The sequence below is a fragment of the Diplocloster hominis genome (assembly GCF_032380655.1).
Taxonomy (GTDB): domain Bacteria; phylum Bacillota; class Clostridia; order Lachnospirales; family Lachnospiraceae; genus Diplocloster; species Diplocloster hominis.
On sequence record NZ_JAWDIY010000001.1, the window covers coordinates 199,363 to 218,687 of the forward strand.

General features: G+C 48.4%; 17 protein-coding genes. 2 read left to right on the top strand and 15 right to left on the bottom strand.

All coding sequences use genetic code 11. From position 1 onward, the window contains the following. Positions 1 to 254: 254 nt before the first annotated feature. The 10 genes from ABC831_RS00780 to ABC831_RS00825 form a co-directional block, all read right to left on the bottom strand. Positions 255 to 1,169 (bottom strand): hypothetical protein, encoded by a 915-nt coding sequence (locus tag ABC831_RS00780; RefSeq protein WP_343246391.1) that lies wholly within the window; start codon positions 1,167 to 1,169, stop codon positions 255 to 257. Between the two features lie 209 nt (positions 1,170 to 1,378). Continuing rightward, complete coding sequence (dusB, locus tag ABC831_RS00785) at positions 1,379 to 2,326, bottom strand: tRNA dihydrouridine synthase DusB (RefSeq protein ID WP_343246583.1); 948 nt, start codon at positions 2,324 to 2,326, stop codon at positions 1,379 to 1,381. A gap of 61 nt (positions 2,327 to 2,387) precedes the next feature. Further along, complete coding sequence (locus ABC831_RS00790; protein WP_343246392.1) at positions 2,388 to 3,161, bottom strand: type III pantothenate kinase; 774 nt, start codon at positions 3,159 to 3,161, stop codon at positions 2,388 to 2,390. Positions 3,162 to 3,166: 5 nt separating this feature from the next. Then, the gene (locus ABC831_RS00795) at positions 3,167 to 3,517 is read right to left on the bottom strand and encodes a DUF6145 family protein (RefSeq protein WP_343246393.1); all 351 of its coding nucleotides are present in this window, start codon (positions 3,515 to 3,517) and stop codon (positions 3,167 to 3,169) included. Positions 3,518 to 3,531: 14 nt separating this feature from the next. Next, positions 3,532 to 4,569, bottom strand: coding sequence for a biotin--[acetyl-CoA-carboxylase] ligase (locus ABC831_RS00800; protein WP_343246394.1), 1,038 nt, complete (start codon positions 4,567 to 4,569; stop codon positions 3,532 to 3,534). A 3-nt stretch (positions 4,570 to 4,572) separates the two neighbouring features. Then, complete coding sequence (gene argF / locus ABC831_RS00805; RefSeq protein WP_343246395.1) at positions 4,573 to 5,511, bottom strand: ornithine carbamoyltransferase; 939 nt, start codon at positions 5,509 to 5,511, stop codon at positions 4,573 to 4,575. Between the two features lie 16 nt (positions 5,512 to 5,527). Then, positions 5,528 to 6,703, bottom strand: coding sequence for a patatin-like phospholipase family protein (locus ABC831_RS00810; RefSeq protein ID WP_343246396.1), 1,176 nt, complete (start codon positions 6,701 to 6,703; stop codon positions 5,528 to 5,530). Positions 6,704 to 6,812: 109 nt separating this feature from the next. Continuing rightward, positions 6,813 to 7,763 (bottom strand): SPFH domain-containing protein, encoded by a 951-nt coding sequence (locus ABC831_RS00815; protein WP_343246397.1) that lies wholly within the window; start codon positions 7,761 to 7,763, stop codon positions 6,813 to 6,815. Next, positions 7,745 to 8,212 (bottom strand): NfeD family protein, encoded by a 468-nt coding sequence (locus tag ABC831_RS00820; protein WP_343246398.1) that lies wholly within the window; start codon positions 8,210 to 8,212, stop codon positions 7,745 to 7,747. Before ABC831_RS00820 ends, ABC831_RS00815 begins: the two co-directional genes overlap by 19 nt. Before the next feature lie 226 nt (positions 8,213 to 8,438). Next, complete coding sequence (locus tag ABC831_RS00825) at positions 8,439 to 9,689, bottom strand: SH3 domain-containing protein (RefSeq protein WP_343246399.1); 1,251 nt, start codon at positions 9,687 to 9,689, stop codon at positions 8,439 to 8,441. Between the two features lie 428 nt (positions 9,690 to 10,117). Here ABC831_RS00825 and ABC831_RS26455 point away from each other — a divergent pair, with 428 nt between their 5' ends. Both ABC831_RS26455 and ABC831_RS00830 read left to right on the top strand, forming a co-directional pair. Continuing rightward, positions 10,118 to 10,300, top strand: coding sequence for an isochorismatase family protein (locus ABC831_RS26455; RefSeq protein WP_425524554.1), 183 nt, complete (start codon positions 10,118 to 10,120; stop codon positions 10,298 to 10,300). 193 nt (positions 10,301 to 10,493) lie between these two features. Beyond that, on the top strand, positions 10,494 to 10,958 hold the full coding sequence (locus tag ABC831_RS00830) for a hypothetical protein (RefSeq protein WP_343246400.1): 465 nt from the start codon (positions 10,494 to 10,496) through the stop codon (positions 10,956 to 10,958). Between the two features lie 732 nt (positions 10,959 to 11,690). Here the strand turns inward: ABC831_RS00830 and ABC831_RS00835 are convergent. From ABC831_RS00835 to phoU, 5 genes are all read right to left on the bottom strand, one after another. Beyond that, positions 11,691 to 12,317: a DUF998 domain-containing protein gene (locus ABC831_RS00835; RefSeq protein WP_343246401.1), complete on the bottom strand. Its 627-nt coding sequence runs from the start codon at positions 12,315 to 12,317 to the stop codon at positions 11,691 to 11,693. Positions 12,318 to 12,330: 13 nt separating this feature from the next. Next, on the bottom strand, positions 12,331 to 13,113 hold the full coding sequence (locus tag ABC831_RS00840; RefSeq protein WP_343246402.1) for a TrmH family RNA methyltransferase: 783 nt from the start codon (positions 13,111 to 13,113) through the stop codon (positions 12,331 to 12,333). Beyond that, the gene (gene pfkA, locus ABC831_RS00845; protein WP_343246403.1) at positions 13,113 to 14,132 is read right to left on the bottom strand and encodes a 6-phosphofructokinase; all 1,020 of its coding nucleotides are present in this window, start codon (positions 14,130 to 14,132) and stop codon (positions 13,113 to 13,115) included. Before pfkA ends, ABC831_RS00840 begins: the two co-directional genes overlap by 1 nt. A gap of 63 nt (positions 14,133 to 14,195) precedes the next feature. Further along, complete coding sequence (locus ABC831_RS00850) at positions 14,196 to 17,678, bottom strand: DNA polymerase III subunit alpha (RefSeq protein ID WP_343246404.1); 3,483 nt, start codon at positions 17,676 to 17,678, stop codon at positions 14,196 to 14,198. Positions 17,679 to 18,670: 992 nt separating this feature from the next. Next, entirely contained in the window at positions 18,671 to 19,321 is a 651-nt protein-coding gene (gene phoU / locus ABC831_RS00855) for a phosphate signaling complex protein PhoU (protein WP_158350890.1), read from the bottom strand. Positions 19,322 to 19,325: the final 4 nt, after the last annotated feature.

A 19,325-nucleotide genomic window follows, 5' to 3' on the forward strand; every position in this document is an offset into this window, starting at 1 on the left:
TCTAACTTGATGAATTTTATTCCCGCATCTGCTCTGTATAAGCTGGGCGGCACCCCTTCCGTAAGAAAGGACGGCGGTAAATAGTTACTCCGGACTTAATCCATAACTATTTTAATTTACTTTAACAATCATGATATTATAGCCTATAGACCAACCCTTGTCAAGCCAATGTTTTTATCGCTTTTCCATGGATTTTCTTAACATTGTATCCAGCACTGTTTTACCATTTCCTAACACTGTTCCTTATCACAAATCTACGAAGTTTGTACACTTAACCTTCGTATCTTCAGATGAAACTCTTCTATCTCCAGGCGCATGCTGTCCAGCTCACATTTGCTGATCCAGGTGCATTCCCCGCAAAGAGCCGCCTGAAGCAGACGGTTGTCGATAATTTTATCCCCATCCGCTATATCAAAACGGTTGTAAAACGTGATATCCCGCCGTTTCGCCATGATATCCCGCCGTTTTTTCTCCATACCGGTCAGGTCCAGCACAACCGCGTTCTCCGGATAGTAGCGGTAATCCCGGTCCGCTTCCTTGTTCAGATCCAGCACTACATTTCCCTGAATCTGACCGTACAATGGTTTTGTAAGTACACTTGCCATCAGACCCGTCTGGGCATATAGCTGTTCTACATACTCTTCGAAGAATTCGGGGCGGCTGGTCAGGAGCGTCAGAAAATTCAGGTCCTGTCCAATCTGCGCCAGCACGTATTCCGTATCTGAGTCACCGGAGTCCACCACGACCGGCTGGAATCCTCTCCGGTCAATATGATGCCTGTGACACACCCAAGCTGTCCCCTCCCGGATCATGAGATAGGGAAGCAGCCGGCCATCGATCAGCAGCGAATCGTCCAGATAGGGTTCCAGCTTCTTTTCCACCACGATATTTTGCACGCCTTCCCGCATTATTATACGGTTTAAAATATTGGTGATATCTTCCTTTGAAAATTTTTTCAGTCTGTCGTATGTATAGGGGAGCGTCAGCTTCTGCCCCTCCACTTTCAATACTTCCATCTGTTCTTTTTGCACCGGCAGTTTTTTGTAAAAATACTTTTCCTGAAAATATGTCCTGAGCTTTCCCGGAAGCCATTCCAGATAAGCAGGGACCGGAATTTCTTTATTCTGCCCGGCCGGCATCAGATATGTGTAAGCATAGCCGTTCATCATTCTATCATGCCCCGGATCGTTTTATTACTGCTAGTATATTTGTCCTTTGCTGATTATATGTGCAGAACGTGCGATTATTATGAGGTCCGGGATTGAGGAGACGGTTGGGGTGCGGGCCGGCCGGGCTGGCCCGCACCCCAACCGTCTCCTCAATCCCTGCTTTAATTACAGCATTTTTGGACGTGGGAAGTAGAACGACAGCAGGTGTTTTAGAAGGACAGCAGGTGTTTTAGGTCGTCCAGGGTTTCCATGTCGTTGGAGCGGCGGCGCAGATCGGCGGAGTGCGGGATTCCGGCGGTGTACCAGGCGACGTGTTTGCGCATTTCCCGAATGGCGGTGTTTTCACCTTTGTATTGGCAGGCCAGGGTGGCGTGGCGCAGGATCATGGTTTTGATTTCTTCCTGGGTGGGTTTGGGGATGGTTTTTCCGGTTTCCAGGTAGGTGAGGATCTGACGGAAGAGCCAGGGATTGCCGCGGACTCCGCGGGCCAGCATGAGGGCGTCGCAGTTGGTTTGGGTCTGCATCTGAAGAGCGCTCTCAGGGGTGGTGATGTCGCCGTTGCCGATGACGGGGATGCGGACGGCTTCTTTGACCTGGCGGATGATGTCCCAATCGGCTTTGCCGGAGTAGTACTGTTCCCGGGTGCGGCCGTGGACGGCGATGGCGGCGACACCGCAGGCTTCCGCGATTTTGGCGATTTCCACGGCGTTGATGTGGGCGTCGTCGAAGCCTTTTCTTATTTTTACGGTGACCGGTTTTTGGATGGCCTTTACGGTGCGGGTCAGTATCTGTTCTACGAGGGCGGGATTTTTCATCAGGGCGGAGCCTTCGCCGTTGTTGACTACTTTGGGCACCGGACAGCCCATATTGATGTCCAGGATGGAGAAGGGCAGAGGTTCGATTTGTTTGGCCATCTCGCTTAGGATGACCGGGTCTGAGCCGAAGAGCTGGAGGGATACCGGGGGCTCGTCGGGATGGATCCGGAGCAGGTTTTCCGTGTTTTTGTTTTTATAGAAGATGGCTTTGGCGCTGACCATTTCCATACACAGAAGGCCAGCCCCCTGCTCTTTGCAGAGCAATCGAAATGGCAGGTCTGTTACCCCTGCCATTGGTGCCAAAATCAAATTGTTATCAAGCTCTACATTTCCGATGAGCAGTTTTTTCTTTTTATTGACGGATTTGGGTTCTTTTTCCGCTTGGTCTGTTGTGAAAGTTTGTTTATCTGTTTTTACATTTTTCATAGATTAATCTCAATCCCTGTAAGGTCAGCATTGGTTCGTAAATGTCGATGCATTCGGTACTGTCGGCGATCAGTTTGCCCAGGCCGCCGGTGGCTACTACTTTTACATTGGTCAGGCCGGACTCGGCGATCATATGGCGGATGATGTATTCGGTCTGGCCGATGTGGCCGTATACCAGCCCTGCCTGCATACTGGAGATGGTTTCTTTGGCCAATATGGAATCGGGCTTCTTGATCTCGATCTCCGGGAGCTTGGCCGCATCTTCCCACAGCGCTTTTGCGGAAATACGGATTCCTGGTGAGGTGACACCGGCGATAAAGGCTCCTTCCGCAGTGATCAGGTCATAGGTGGTGGCTGTGCCGAAGTCCAGAACCAGGACCGGCCCGCCGTATAGTTCATAAGCCGCTACCGCATCCACGATCCGGTCGGCGCCGATTTCTTTTGGATTTTCAGTTACGATTTTAATTCCTGTTTTGATCCCGGGACCCACGACGATCGGGGATACTTTGAAATATTTGATGATCGCGCTGGTCAGGGAATACATGATATCCGGCACTACGGACGCGATAATGATATCGGTGATATCCGTTACTTTCAGGTTCCGGTGTTCCACCAGATTGCAGATAAAGATTCCGTATTCGTCGGATGTCCTGGGTAGCTTGGTCGTCATCCGGAACGTACCGATCAGCTCATCGTCGTCGAATACGCCGAGGGTGATGTTTGTATTTCCCACATCGATTACTAATAGCATATCTCTTACTCCTCCTCTTCGATATCGATTCCCTGTCCCAGAAAAAATACTTTGTAGAACAGTTCCAGCGATTCCAGAAGATCCTGCCTGGTCCGCTGTATGTCTTTGATCTTAAGGGCGCTGCCGATCTCATCGTACAGCAGATCCCCTTCGTCTGCGTCCACCACAAATTCCAGGGTTCCATCCTCCGTGAAACGAAGTGTCAGAATCCCGCCCACGTCTTCCGTAAACAGGACACACATGATTTTCAGCTCATCTTTGATGGAGTCCGGCAGCGTTTCGAATTCCTCATTGAGATAGTATTTTCTCTCGTAGGCACTCGCGCCGCACAGAACCATATTTTCCTGTTGTCCCATGACTTGTCTCCCTTTTATATATACCCGTATACACCGCGCACAGAAACTTCTCCGGCGTATACCTTCTGAAGCGTCTTGTCCTCTTTTTCCACCAGAAGCTCTCCACGCTCATCGATCCCTCTGGATATACCGCTGTATTCCCCTTTGGGTTCCATCACACGGACCATACCGTCTTTCCCCACCAGAAGTTCATTGTAAATGTCCTTCAGGCCGGACAGGTCCAGATCTTTTAAAAAGATCTCATAATCCTTTTCAAACCAGTTCAGGACATGTTCCGCCACCGCGGCGCGGGAAAATGTCCTGCCTGCCTCGATCTGCAGGGAGGTAGCCGTCTGCGCGATCTCATCCGGGAACCCGCCGATATTGACATTGATGCCGCAGCCAATCACGATATGATGAATGTAGTCCACTTCCGCGCTCATCTCTGTCAGGATGCCGCAGACTTTTTTCCGGTTCACCACCACATCGTTGGGCCACTTGATGCCCGCTTCCAGGCCGGTGGCCTCACGGATTCCCATGGCCACGCTGTGAGCCATGACCAGCGTCAGCATGGGCGCGCATTCCGGCATGAATTTCGGTTTCAGGATCAAGGACATCCAGATTCCGCTGCCGGGAGGGGAACACCAGCTTCTGCCGCGTCTCCCCTTGCCGGCTGTCTGGATCTCGGATAATACCACCGCTCCGTTCTCCGCCCCATCCATGGCCAGCTGTTTTGCCCGGTTGTTGGTGGAATCCACGGTATCATAAGCGTAAACTTTTTTACCAAGCCAGCGGGTTTTCAGGCGGCTTTCCAGTTCCTCCGCCGACAGCGTCTCCGGCAGGGACAGCAGCCGGTAGCCTTTATTCTGCACCGCCTCGATCCGGTATCCGTCATCCGACAGTTTTTGGACCGCTTTCCACACAGCTGTCCGTGAGATCTGCAGACGCTCACAGAGCTCCTGGCCGGATAAATAGCCCTCTGTGTCCCGAAGTGCCGCCAGCACTCTGCTTCTGGTTGTGCCGGTTCTGGTTTTACCGCTTCTGGTTGTGCTGCTCTGGGTTGTGCCGCTCATGCTTTATCTCTCTCCCAGAGTAGCCACCATAACTGCCTTTATGGTATGCATCCGGTTCTCCGCCTCATCGAATACCACAGACGCAGGGGATTCGAACACCTCTTCCGTCACTTCATTGCCTTTTACTGCCGGCAGGCAGTGCATGAAGATCGTGGTCTCTTTTCCGGTCTTTTCCATCATAGCCTTATTGATCTGATAGGGTTTCAGCAGGCCGACTCTCTCAGCCGCCTTCTCTTCTTCTCCCATGGAGCACCATACGTCCGTGTACAGCACATCAGCCCCCTGTACGGCGTCCACCTGGTCGGTGACTTCCACTGTGCTTCCCGCCGCTTTGGCATAGTCCTGGCATAACTGTACCAGATCATCCGACGGCCACAGGCTCTTCGGAGCCACGATCTTGCAATTGATTCCCAGTTTACCGCAGCCGATCATCAGGCTGTTGGCCATATTATTTCTTCCGTCTCCGAGATATGCGAAGTTCAGGCCTTTCAGATAGCCGAAATGCTCCTGCATGGTCAGGCAGTCGGCCAGGATCTGGGTCGGGTGATAGGTGTCGGTCAGACCGTTCCATACCGGTACACCGCTGAACTGTGCCAGTTTCTCCACAGTTTCGTGTTTAAATCCGCGGAATTCTATGCCGTCAAACATACGTCCCAGAACCCGAGCCGTATCTTCCACGCTTTCCTTGTGTCCCAGCTGGATATCATCCTTACCCAGATATTCCGGGTGGGCTCCTTCATCCACGCAGGCCACGGTAAACGCGCATCTGGTTCTGGTTGACGGTTTTTCAAACAGCAGCGCTATATTTTTACCTTTCAGGCTTTCTCCTGTCTCTCCCTGTTTTTTCTTCGCTTTCAAATCAGCTGCAAGGTCGATCAGATATTGAATCTCCTCCGGCGTAAAATCTTTCAGCGTCAAAAAATTTCTTCCTTTTAAATCCATGATTGTGTTCTCCTTCCTATTCTTCCCCCGGTATGTTCAGTATCAGATAGACGAATACCGGAATTTCTTCTAGCGTGTCTAATTTTCCGGCTCTGCTCCGGATCAGCTCCAAAAGCTTTGTATCGGTATAAATCTTATATTTTTGAACCCGGAACAGCTTGGCTGTCGCCTCCATCATCGTGAGATAGAGCTCGTCATAGGTCCAGCATTTCTCAAGCTTTAACTCCGATGCGATCACCGGCAGAATCACTTCAAACAGGTTCCTGTAAAGCATTGCCGGGTCTTTATCCAATTTATAAGCCTCCGATACGAAACGCAGCGTCTCCGGCCTCAAATCCACCAATTGCTTTAAATAATAACACTCTTCCTGCGTTTGATCAATATAGTAAATCATTCCTTTCAGGCCGTAGAGCAGCCGTTTCGCGTCATAATACCCGATTTTCATATTCCGGACGCTCTTTCGGTGGTCAAAATCCAGAATGTTCCCCAGATGTACCCGGGGCTCAATGCTGTAGATCGTAGCATCCTCCGGGATCTTTACCTTCTTCTCCCTGCCCGGCCCGAAGATCCGGATCATGATGATATCCTTATAATCCCGGTTGATCAGGGACGGCAGCGGTACATTGTTGAACATCCCCCCGTCCATGTATACCTTTCCATGGAGCCGCTCCGTCTTGAACACCGGCAGATAGGCGCTGGCGATCAGCAGGTCATTCAGCATCCCCTGCGGAATATCCCCGATCCCCAGATCCAGCTCCTTTAACTCGGAGATGGAAAAGGTAAGCAGATAAAACGCCACAGGACTTTTCCGAATATATTCCTCATCCACATTTTCTTCGATCAGATTGCGAAGAGGTGTGATATCGGCTCCGCCGTCCTTCAGCAAACGCATCATTTCCTTCATCGTCTCTATGGGATCTGCGGTGCCCATGAATATCTGCGACATCAGGACATCATCCACATCCATAACCTGGGAATAAGAGACTTCCCTCCACAGATGCTCCGCTTTATCGATATCCCCCATGCAGATCAGGGCCCCGTTCAGCGCGCCCACCGAAGTGCCCGCCACCGCATTGATCTTCACCCCGGCCTCTTTAAGCGCCCGCCAGGCCCCCACCTGGTAAGCCCCTCTGGCGCCTCCGCCCTCCAGCACCAGCCCATACTCTTTCGTCAGATCTATCACCGGTTCCATGATGCCGCCTCCTTTGCACGCAGCGATACATATTTTCTGCAAAATCTAAAACAGGGGCGTCCCAAAATATGCGGCTGCAAATTTCGGAACACCCCTTTAGCTTACGTTTTTATTCCGGTATTTTGTCACCGGCAACCTCGGTAATCGATTTTACCAGACCTGCAATTCCCTGAATCTCGGACGGAATGATAATCTTTGTGGCTTTCCCATCTGCAGCCTTTGCAAATGCTTCCAGGCTCTTGATCTGGAGAACTGCCTGATCCGCACCGGCTTCCTTGATAAAGCGGATACCATCGGCATTGGCCTGCTGTACCTTCTGGATGGCGGTAGCCTGACCTTCCGCTTCCCGGATGGTCGCTTCCTTCTTCGCTTCCGCGCGCAGGATCGCGGACTGTTTCTCCGCCTCCGCCTGCAGAATTACAGATTCCTTCTGGCCTTCCGCTACCAGGATCGCAGACTTCTTCTCACCTTCCGCGCGAAGAATAGACTCCCGGCGTTCACGTTCTGCCTTCATCTGTTTTTCCATGGCATCCCGGATCGCATCCGGAGGAATGATGTTCTTCAGTTCCACACGGTTTACTTTAATACCCCACGGATCTGTGGCTTCATCCAGGGACTGTCTCATCTTAGCGTTAATGATCTCTCTGGAAGTCAGAGTCTGATCCAGTTCCAGATCACCAATGATATTACGGAGGGTCGTAGCGGTCAGATTCTCGATCGCCATGATCGGATTCTCCACACCATAAGCAAAAAGCTTCGGGTCCGTAATCTGGAAAAATACGACCGTATCAATTCTCATGGTAACATTATCCTTCGTGATAACCGGCTGCGGTGCGAAATCCACCACCTGTTCTTTCAATGTCACCTTTTTGGCAATGCGGTCAATAAACGGTACTTTAAAGTGAATACCGACGCCCCAGGTACCCTGATAAGCTCCCAGACGCTCTAAAACCCTGGCCTGAGCCTGCGGCACAATCTTTACACAGGACGCCAAAACAATCAGCAATATTATAACAATGGCTACAATTAAAATCCCTACTCCTACTCCTGTTCCTGGCATGTTGATTCCTCCGTTTTCTTTTCTGTTTTTTCTACTATGAGCTTCACACCCTCAATAGCTTTCACTGTTACGATCTCATCTTTCTCTATCATAACCGCGTTATCCGTAGTTCTGGCCGTCCATACCTTCCCTTTCAGGGAGACAGCCCCTAATCCGTGTATATTATCGATCGTCTCCAGCACAACGCCTTTCCCGCCGATCAGACTATCCACATTCGTTTTCTCCCGATCCTTGTTAAAATACCGTACCGCGATCGGTCTTGTGACAAACAGTAAAAATAGTGATACCATAAAAAACAGGGCCAGCTGTATACCCAGATTCGCTCCCAGCGCCGCTGCGATAAAAGCTACCAGCGCACCGCCTGCAAACCATATCGTAGTAAGCCCCAGCGTAATGATCTCAATGATCAAAAGTACCACAAATAAAGCCAGCCAAATGATTGCGTCCATGTCCATCGCTCCTTTCCCCTTATCTTACTATAATTTGTTTTGAATTACAATATTTTTAAAAAAGACTTTACATAAACCGTCTGCTATTACAAAAACGGGGAGGCCAATGATATAAATGAGTTTCGGTTGCGAAACTCTCCGCATTCTATGAAATAAAAAGAACCCTACATAAACCAGTGTTGGTTTATATAGGGTTTCCAATTTTACAATTTATATTTCGAAGCGATTACCAAAAAACATGATTTCCGATCACTGTTCCGTCTGCTCCGGAACTTGCGGGACGGAACTGGGTCGCTCCTCCTACATTATCGGCTCCGCCGATGGCCGCCTGAGCAGCTTCCATACAGGAACCGCTGGGTCCGTTGGCGATGATGCTCTGCATCCGGTCACTGTGTGCCGGAGGGAACTGTCCGCTCTGGTATACCACTCCGCTGATGGAACCCGGATATCTGCCGCTTCGTACACGGTTCATAACTACGCTGGCCACACCGAGCTTGCCTTCGTAACTTTCATTACCTGCTTCCATCTGGATGATGGCGGCCAGTATGGTCGCTTCATCCGCATTTGCGGATACGGCTTCCTTCTGCGTTACCTCTTTACCGTTCTGTTTTGCTTTTTCTGCTTCCGCAGCCCTTTGCTCTTCCGCGATCTCCTCTACGGATTTCGCTTCACCGAGCTGTACTTCTACGGTAACATATTCTTTCGCTACATAACCGGTCTGCTCCGATCCGAATTCTACGGTTACCCACTCATCATTCTGCTCGGTAACTGTATACTGCTCTCCGTTTGCCGCAAGTCCAAGTACGGATGCTTCCGTGCTGGCCTCGGAACGAACTTTCAGTGTTTCGGTATTGACCGTCGCCGTTGTAACTGCTTCTTCTTCCGCTAAGGCTTTTGCCTCATCGTCAAATGCTACATAATCATTCTTTACATAGCCTTCCACCGACCCGGACGAAATCTTCGTCCATTCATCTCCCCGCTCCAGGATGTCAGCCGCTCCGCCTTTAAATAATTTTCCGACCAGCTCTGATTCTTCACTGGCCTCTGCGCGGATATTCAGCGACTCGTCCACTTTCGCCATCAGGCGGGCGGACCACTCGGATGTCTCTGCCTGCCCTTCGGCCGGCGCATCCACAGCTCCTGTCACGGCCTCATCTGCCGGATCACCCGTTCCTGTCGTTGCCGGAACCTGAGCGTCCTGGGGAGCCGGTGTGCTTTGCGCAAGATCGGCGGCCACCCCTGCCTGGGCCATTACTTTATCACCTTGATCAGTCTGCGGTGATGCGGTTGGATTGATTTCTGGTGTTGCAGTCGGTAGAACCACAGTTTTCGGCGTAATATCTGATGTGCTGACCGAAACCAGATCTCTCTGGATTCCAGCCAATCCCCCGGATGCCAGCGCTTCCATAGATGGAACCACAAGGCAGGATGTGCAAACCATCACACAAGCCAGGGTTTTCGTCCATTTCGCTTTCATTGTGTCCTCCTGAACAATTGCGTTTTTATTACAATTGTTACAATTTTATTAAATTTATTACGGACTTATAATAGCAAAGTTAAATTTATTTGTCAAGGGGTGATTATCTACAAAAAATGAGCTGTAAATTTAGGAGCTGTCAAAAAGAGATTCCGGCTGATCCAGAGAACGGATACAGGACGGGTGGGGATAACCTGGGCTTTTTTGGTATCTGACCGGTGGTTGGGGGGTATGTTTGAGACTGAAAAAATGGGGATAGAGAGGTGGTTTTTGGGGAGGCTTGTGTAATTTTGGATATGAGATTTTTAAGGGTTTTGGAGGGATTTTGGCGAAATATGAAAGAATGGGCGATAATTATTTTTTTATAGTTGAACACTTGGCGGCCGTATTGATCCCGCTTCCATGCGGTGTATAAAAAATAATAAATTATCAGCGGATTCTTTTTCCAGTGCAAAGAAACAGCCAGTGCTTTTTCTAATCCAGAGCTGCAAGGAATTTTGAGGAAAAATCAGATTCCAGAAATTGAAATTACAGGCATTGATGGCAATTTCTGTATAGCAAGTACTGCAATAGATTCCGCCCTTCAATTTCAATCTCCGCATTTCTGTTAAACAGATGGATGATTTTTAAGATTTTAGGGAAGTATGGTCTTTAAGTAATTATTTTAAAACTATCTGTATTGTGCAGAAAATGAGAGGAAATTTCGATTAATTGGTGGTACGATAAGGATATCCCAGATAATAAAAAAAGGAATGAGCTGTTCCTTTTGGAAATGTAAGGTTGTGTGAGTATAGGAGGATAAAAATGGTTCATTTAGTTTATTGTGATAATGCCGGGGCAAAGGGGGAAAAAGTTCTTGATAAGATTATGTCTGGTACGAAAACAATGGTAGTCCGGGGAGCGGCAGGAAGAAAAATCCCTCACAGCAGAGTATTTGCCGGGGAAACGCTTTATTTTATGGAGAAGGGGACAAAACAGATTTCTGCCAGAGCAGTAGTTAAGGATGTGAAAAATTTTGTAAAATTGTCTGATGAGGAAATTTCCAGGATACTGGATGAGTTTCAGCCCATGCTGAATTTATCTGAAAAGCAAAAGACCCGTTGGCATAAAAAGTGTCTATGTCTGGTTGCTTTTGAAGATGTCCAGGCGATACCGGTAATGGAATTTGACCACCAGGGAAATATGGATGACTGGCTGATTCTCGATAAAATAGAGGACGTGGTAGTGGGTACCAGTATCCCTTATAATTACGAAAAATCCAGATTCTAAAACAAATGATTTAGATTTTTGGTGCTAAACCCGATTTATCTTTTTTAAGAACCCGATTTATCTTTTTTAAGAATCTGATTTAACTTTTTTAAGAACTCGTTTGATAAATAAAAAGACCCCAAATTTGGGTCTTTTTATTTGTTTACATAATTTGGTAAATCTGAAATATTCATTTGGTAAATACATTATTATTTCTGATCCTATTTTCTGTTGGTCCAATCTTACCGCCTTATTTTTTCTTTCTAGTAAAATATATCGCTATCCCAGCACAGCCAAGTGCTACAATTATAAAAACGATCAGTGCTATTAACAAGAAACCAGTTGCCATTTTTTCTCCTCCCATATTCATTTAAATGATTATACGCCTTACTGGCTGCCATCGAGACATCTATCTGTACGCTTAGTAAAAGGGCCAGTAAATATTTTAACCTCTGTTATTTTATTTTATAATACTTTACATGTTATAGCTATTTTTATTTATACGAATTTCATGTTTCTGTAAAAATTTCTGGAATTTTAGGATATAAACTACATTCTTATGGCAGATCAACGCAGAATTGCACAAGCCCAGGTTCTAGTTAACATAATATTTGTTTTCTATTATTCTGCAACCAATTCCGATTTTTTTAAGGACTTTTTATAATAGGAAGAAACACTTATTTAAATAACATTTTTATGCTTTGTTTCAATCAATTGATTATTTAATCTAAGTTATGAACCCTCTCTATTTGATCATAAAATATAGAAACAAAGCAGTATAATAGGCACATACATGAACACCAGACTTAAACGCTGCCATAAACCTTCCAGAGAGATGATGGAATTCGCATAGGCTGGTTTATCTGCCATTATAAATAAAACAAAAAACATTACTGAGCAAAGAAAACTGATAACGCCTGCCGCCATCCAGGGCAACGCATTTATTTTGTAAAAATAGACAGAAACCGTAAGGCCAGCTAATGTTAAGATCATAAATCCAACTGCTGCCCCTATACCGTGGATTTTTGCCGGGATACTTTCAAGGGATTTGTCTTGGCCGACGGAAAACAGCCCGGAAAGTATGCAGCCCCCAACTGCGTATAGAAGGAGGATGGTCATCAGCGCAATCGCCACAGGCATGGAAACAAAGACGATAAGCTTGTATAACTGCACACTGCCGGCCATTATGATCAGACCTAAAAGTACAAGCCACGTATTATATAATCTATGTAAGAAAAAATTATGATTACCTAATACACTCATAACCTGATATAGCTGACTGTAACCTTTATAAAATGGCCCCAGCAGGAAGGGTATTATGAGATCAGCGCACAGAGCGGCGGGCATTATATATAGTAACACCTTTGCAGTATTTTCCAATTCAGAATCTCCTTCATTTAGAGCCTGTTCTCTGCCTCTTCACTTCATACATCAATATTCCCGCAGCCATGGCGGCATTCAAGGATTCTACCTGTCCCTCCATGGGAATCCGGATGTACTGATCCGCTGCATCGGCCAGTTCTTCTGTAAGTCCGTTCCCTTCATTTCCGATCAGGAATGCAGTTCCTTTCCGATAGTCGGCGTCCGTGTAGGATTCGGTACCGCGCAGATGCGCAGCGTACGTCCTGATCCCCCGCTGATGCAGCAGGGGAATAAGACCGGTTAGGCTGTCAGCGATATGGACAGGGACCCGGTAAATAGAACCCATGGTGGAGCGGATCGTCTTGGGGTTATACAGATCCACACTTTCACGGCTGATCAGGATACCGGTGACACCGGCTCCCTCCGCAGTTCTGATCATAGTCCCTAAGTTACCCGGATCCTGAAGGTTTTCGATCAGCAGGAGAAATGGGTCCGGCTGATCCAGCAGCTGGTCCGGATCAGGCTCCTGCCGTCTGATGATGGCGAGAACCCCTTGAGGTGTCTGAGTATCAGACATCTGCGTAAATACATGATCTTCCACCGCTTCAAAGGAAAGATCCTCAAGCATTTCCTGACAGGTTGGCTCCGCAAGTGCAGATTCACTTACATAGGCCTTCACGACCCGGTCCTTCGGGGCCTCCTTTAGCATCTTAAAACCTTCTACGACAAAAACCCCTTCTTCCTTCCGAAGCCGGGGTTTTTTATTTAGTTGCATGACATGTTTGACTTGTTGGTTATGCGTACTTGTTATCATTATCTTGACAGCGCCTTACTGATTTCATATTGGTATGCAGGGATATCTTTTTTCATAGCCAGTGCTTCGTCGATGTCAAAATCAACATAATCGCCGTTTTTGTAGCCGACGACACGGTTGGTCTTACCGGCGCACAGAAGATCCACGGCGTAGGCTCCCATGATGGACGCGTACATTCTGTCTTTACAGGTCGGACTGCCGCCCCGCTGCATGTGGCCTAAGATGGTAGCTCTCGTCTCTACCCCGGTGGCCGCTTCGATCCGTTTCGCCATACTCTCGGAATGTCCGATTCCCTCGGCGTTGATAACGATATGGTGCTTTTTGCCACGTTTCCGGTTCCGGATAATATTATTAATCAGTTTTTGTTCATCATAATCATATTTCTCAGGAAGCAGGATGTCTTCCGCGCCATTGGCGATTCCGCACCATAGCGCGATATAACCGGCATTACGGCCCATTACCTCGATAATACTGCACCGCTCGTGGGACGTGGAAGTATCCCGTACTTTGTCGATGGCTTCCATAGCGGTATTCACCGCCGTGTCGAATCCGATGGTATATTCTGTGCAGGCGATGTCCAGATCAATGGTTCCGGGCACACCGATCGTGTTAATCCCCAGTGCGGACAGCTTCTGCGCGCCCTGGAAGGAACCGTCTCCACCGATAACGATCAGGCCCTCGATACCGTGTTTGCGGCATACTTCCGCTCCCTTCTGCTGCCCTTCCAGAGTACGGAACTCAGCACAGCGCGCGGTGTAGAGAATCGTGCCGCCCTTTTGGATAATGTCGGATACTTTTCTTTTATCCATATCGATAATTTCTTCGTTTAACAGACCATTATATCCTTTTAAAATGCCCTTGACTGTCTTTCCCTGATCAATTGCCCTTCTGACAACCGCACGGATCGCCGCATTCATTCCGGGGGCGTCGCCGCCGCTGGTCAGGACACCGATTGTATTGATTTCCTTATTGCCTTCGATACCGGGCATTGCGGACCCGGAGGATAACTCTTTTGCCATGCTGAATTCCTCCCATATATTTCGAACTATCTTTCGTTAATTTGTTCACATTTCCTTTCCATTCTAAAGGATTTCTTTTTTATTTTCAATACTCATTTCAACAACTTTAATGTTATTTTCTCCATATTTTGTAGTTAAACTGCTTAGGAGCTCCGGATTAATTCTGATATTCCTGGCCGGAGGCAGCCGTTTTACCGCTTTGGGATTCTCTATATAGACCACCACCCGGTCCTGTCCGTCGGAATCCCGCAGTGTATCATACAGATCCTGTTCCCCGACTCGGAAGGCGTCCAGGTCGGGAAATTTCACCCAGAGCTCTCTGGGAATGGTGTCAAACGGGATAATCTTCTCGCAGATCAGCTTACTTGCTTTTTCTTCCTCCGCAGAAATACGTCCTAATACGAAAACTTTGCTGTCCTCTATGAGTATTGAGCTATATTTTTCATAATCCCTGGGAAAGATAATAACCTCCACAGTACCCACCAGATCCTCGATCTGAATAAAAGCCATCATAGTATTGGTCCTGGTAGGCTTCACCGTTTTACCGGTGATCATGCCCCCGATAATCGCTTTCGCGCCGTCCCGCACCTTGGCCGCGCCGGAATCCTCATCGGGCAGGAAGTCCGTAGTAACCTGGGTAATATTCTTTCTCCACTTCTCTTCATATTCTTCCAAAGGATGGCCGCTAATATACACGCCCAGCACTTCCTTCTCAAATCCCAGCTTCATTTCCTTGGAATATTCCCCCACATCCGGAAGCTGAATCTCAAACGCCTGTTTGTCCTCCTCCTCCACCAGATCAAACAGGGACATCTGGCCGGTCATGGAATATTTCCGTTCCTGATTGACACTGTCCAGCACCTGCACATAGATCATCATAAACTGCTTCCTGGTACCGCCCAGGCTGTCCAGCGCGCCTGCCTTTATCAGATTTTCGATCACTCTTTTGTTCATGTCCTTTTCGGCCATTCTGGTCAGAAAATCCTTCAGGTTGGCGAAGGTTCCATTTCGTTCCCGCTCCTCCACCAGCGCGTCAATAATGGGCCGGCCCACGTTTTTGATTGCGGACAGCGCGTACCGGATCTTACCGTTTGAAACGGAGAAATGAGTCTCGCCCTCATTCACGTCAGGCGGCAGAATCTGAATATTCATCTGGCGGCAGGTCAGGATATACTCCGACACCTTGCCCGGATTATCTATGACGGACGTCATCAGGGCAGCCATGAACTCCACCGGATAATAATATTTCAGATAAGCGGTCTGATAGGCCACCACCGCATACGCGGCCGCGTGGGACTTGTTAAACGCGTATTTGGCAAAATCAATCATGTCGTCAAATATTTTATTGGCCGTTTTCTCTTCGATCCCCCGGTTAACACAGCCGGGTACCCCTTCTTCCTCATTTCCGTAGACAAAGTTCTTGCGTTCCTTCTCCATGACCGCTACTTTTTTCTTGGACATGGCCCGGCGAACCAGGTCGCTTCGGCCCAGCGTATAGCCTGCCAGCTTCTGCACGATCTGCATCACCTGCTCCTGGTAGACGATGCAGCCATAGGTGGGTTCCAGAATGGATTCCAGCTCCGGACAGTCATAGGTGATACTCTCCGGCGAATTCTTTCCTTTAATATAGAGTGGGATAAAATCCATAGGGCCCGGACGGTACAGGGAAATACCTGCGATAATGTCCTCCAGGCTCCTGGGCTTAAGTTCCTTCATAAAGCTCTTCATCCCGCCGCTTTCCAACTGGAACACCCCGTCTGTTTTTCCTGTCCCCAGGGAGGCCAGCACATCGGGATCATTGTAATCTATTTTTTCCATATCCAGCTTAAGAAGATGGCCTTTTTCTACCATTTTCACCGCGTTCTGGATCACCGTCAGGGTCCGCAGGCCGAGGAAATCCATCTTCAGAAGCCCCAGCTCCTCTAACGTCGTCATGGTAAACTGTGTGGTAATCGAACCGTCAGCCGCACGGGACAGCGGTACATATTCATCCACTGATTTCTGGCTGATCACCACACCGGCCGCATGCATGGAAGTATGGCGCGGCAGACCCTCAAGCCTCTTGGACATATCAATCAGGCTGTGCACCTGATCATCCTCCTGATACATCTTGCGGAGCTCCGGATTCATCTTCAGCGCCTTATCTATCGTAATTCCCAGTTCCATGGGGATCGCTTTCGCGATGGTATCGCACAGGGCATAAGGCAGGTCCATGACCCGGCCCACATCCCGGATCACACCCCGGGCCGCCATGGTACCGAAGGTAACGATCTGCACCACCCGGTCCTTCCCGTATTTCCTGGTCACATAATCTATGACCTCCTGTCTTCGTTCGAAACAGAAGTCGATATCAATATCCGGCATGGATACCCGTTCCGGATTCAGGAACCGTTCGAACAAAAGATTATAGCGGATCGGATCAATATTCGTAATCTCCAGGCAATAGGATACGATACTGCCGGCCGCGCTCCCACGCCCCGGCCCCACCATAATGTCATTCCTCTTCGCATAATTAATGAAGTCCCATACGATCAGGAAATAATCCACATATCCCATGGTTTTGATGGTATCCAGCTCATATTCCAGTCTCTTTTTCAGGGTCCCGTCGTCGTCGGGATATCTTCCGGCAAAGCCGTCGAAGCACAGTTTATTCAGGTACTCCCAGGAGGTATATCCTTCCGGCACATCATACTTCGGCAGCTTCGTAACGCCGAACTCGATCTCTACGTTACAGCGCATTGCGATCTTATGGGTATTCTCAAGCGCCTGTTTGGCATAAGGGAACAGCGCCTCCATCTCTTCCGCAGACTTGACATAATACTGTCCGCCCTCATAGCGCATTCTATCCTCATCCGCCAGCTTCTTCGCGGTCTGGATGCACAATAAAATATCGTGGGGCTTTTCATCCTCCGCGTATGTATAATGCACATCATTTGTAGCGACCAGTTCGATCCCCAGTTCCTGGCTCATTCGGACCAGCTGCTGATTCACTGTCTTCTGGGCCGGAATTCCATGATCCTGAAGTTCCAGGAAGAAATTCCCTTTTCCAAAAGCATCTTCGTATTTTAATGCGGTCTTTTTCGCTTCCTCGTACAGACCTTTTTGAATATACCGCTGCACCTCACCGGCCAGGCACGCGCTCAGCGCGATAATTCCTTCGTGGTATTCCCGCAGCACCTCCATGTCCACCCGGGGCCTGTAATAAAACCCTTCCACATACCCCTTGGAAACGATCTTCATCAGGTTGCTGTAGCCCTGATTATTCTCAGCCAGCAGGACGAGATGATAATACCGGTCATCCCCGCCGGTGGTCTCCTTATCGAATCTTGAATTCGGGGCCACATAGACCTCACATCCCAGAATCGGCTTAATCCCGGCTTCTCTTGCCGCCCGGTAAAAATCGATCACTCCATACATCGCCCCATGGTCTGTGATCGCCGCGCTGTCCATTCCCAGCTCCTTCACCCGGGCCACGTATTCTTTTATCTTATTCGAACCGTCCAGCAGACTATACTCCGTATGGACGTGTAAATGCGTAAACTCCATAAGGCACCTCACTTTCTATTTCAGATTATAACATACTCGACTATGTTCGCCAATCGACATTTTTCTTGTTGGGCCCGGTGTGGAATGGGCGGGTCTGCGGCGTGGGCTCCTTTGGAGGCTTTGGGGGCCGGCTCTCATCCTGGCGGGCGGGAGGCCTTGCGTTCGTTCCGGCACTTAAGGCTGTTACCCGGGGAAATCTAAATGGAATCCGGCCGGGCTGTTATGGGTTCGTGGCTTATTCACCGCGAATGCCTGATGCATTCACGGTTCAGAAGCCACCGACAGACTGCAGGGAACGCAGTCTGTCGCCCATAACAGCCCGGCCGCATTCCATTAAGATTTCACACGGGCGCCTTATGTGCCGGAACGAACGCAAGGCCTCCCGCCCGCCAGGATGAGAGCCGGCCCCCAAAGCCTCCAAAGGAGCCCACGCCGCAGACCCGCCCATTCCACACCTGCTTTGGTGAAGGCTGATTGTATATAAATTTATGGGTATATTTTTGGGGGTTCATTCAGCTATTATTGACGATGACAGATAATGTGAATTATGATATATTTTAACATAAGGAATAACCGTGTTGCAGGGTGGTGTTGGCCTTCATTCTACATAGAATGGAGGTGATGTCTATGAAGCATTTCAGTTTTAAGGACCTTATAGCCTTTGGGATGTTTATATTGGCATTACTGACATTTATTTACATGATATGTCGATAGCTAAACATAGAAAAACCACCCCTAAACTTTGACCAGTAGCGGGGTGGAATTTCTATCTCAATAACAGGCCAACCCAACTTGTGGGCGGTTATTCCTCTTATCTATAATATAGCATTACTCGGGCTTATATTCAAGGTTTTTATCTTTCAATACTCTCTGTCCTGTAATCAACTACACCAGGTTAATTCTATTTATACCAAGGGAGGGAAGCGGCGGGGCCTTTTGAAACCGGGAGGCACCTTTCGTGGGTTCAAATGACTTGAAGCCGTCCTTAACTGTCACAGCACCAAATCTCCCGTAACAATAAACCCGATCCATTGAGCCACATTCGTAGCGTGGTCGGCCATACGCTCTACGTATTTGATGATCATCAGATAGTCCGCATACTGCCGGATCTGACTGGGATTATGCTTCATCGCCGTACAGAGTTCATCCTTGATTTTTTCAAAATAATCATCCACGACATCATCGTGTTTCACTACTTCAACCGCTTTTTGTTCGTCTTCTTCGACGAAGCTGTCGATGGTCTGTTTTACCATGTATTTCATTTCCCTGATCATCTCTTCGATATGGTCGGGCATGGGAATCTCAGGACCGTCGGCGATACTTAAGATATATTCGGAGATATCACTGCAGTGGTCCGCGATCCGCTCCAGGTCGGATATGATGCGCATAAAGGAAGTGATTCTGCGCAGGTCTGTGGCGACCGGCTGCTGTTTTGCCACGATGTGGATACACTGCTGCTCGATGCTTCGTTCCAGATCATCGGCAAAATCATCTTTCTCGATAATTTCCCGGGCCAGATCTTTGTCCATGTTTTGCAGAGCGGTTACCATATCGTCAATGGAGTTTTCCAGAAATGTCCCCATTCTGATGACGTCATTATTTAAATCTTTTAATTCTTCCAAATATACTACTCTTGTGGTCATGTCT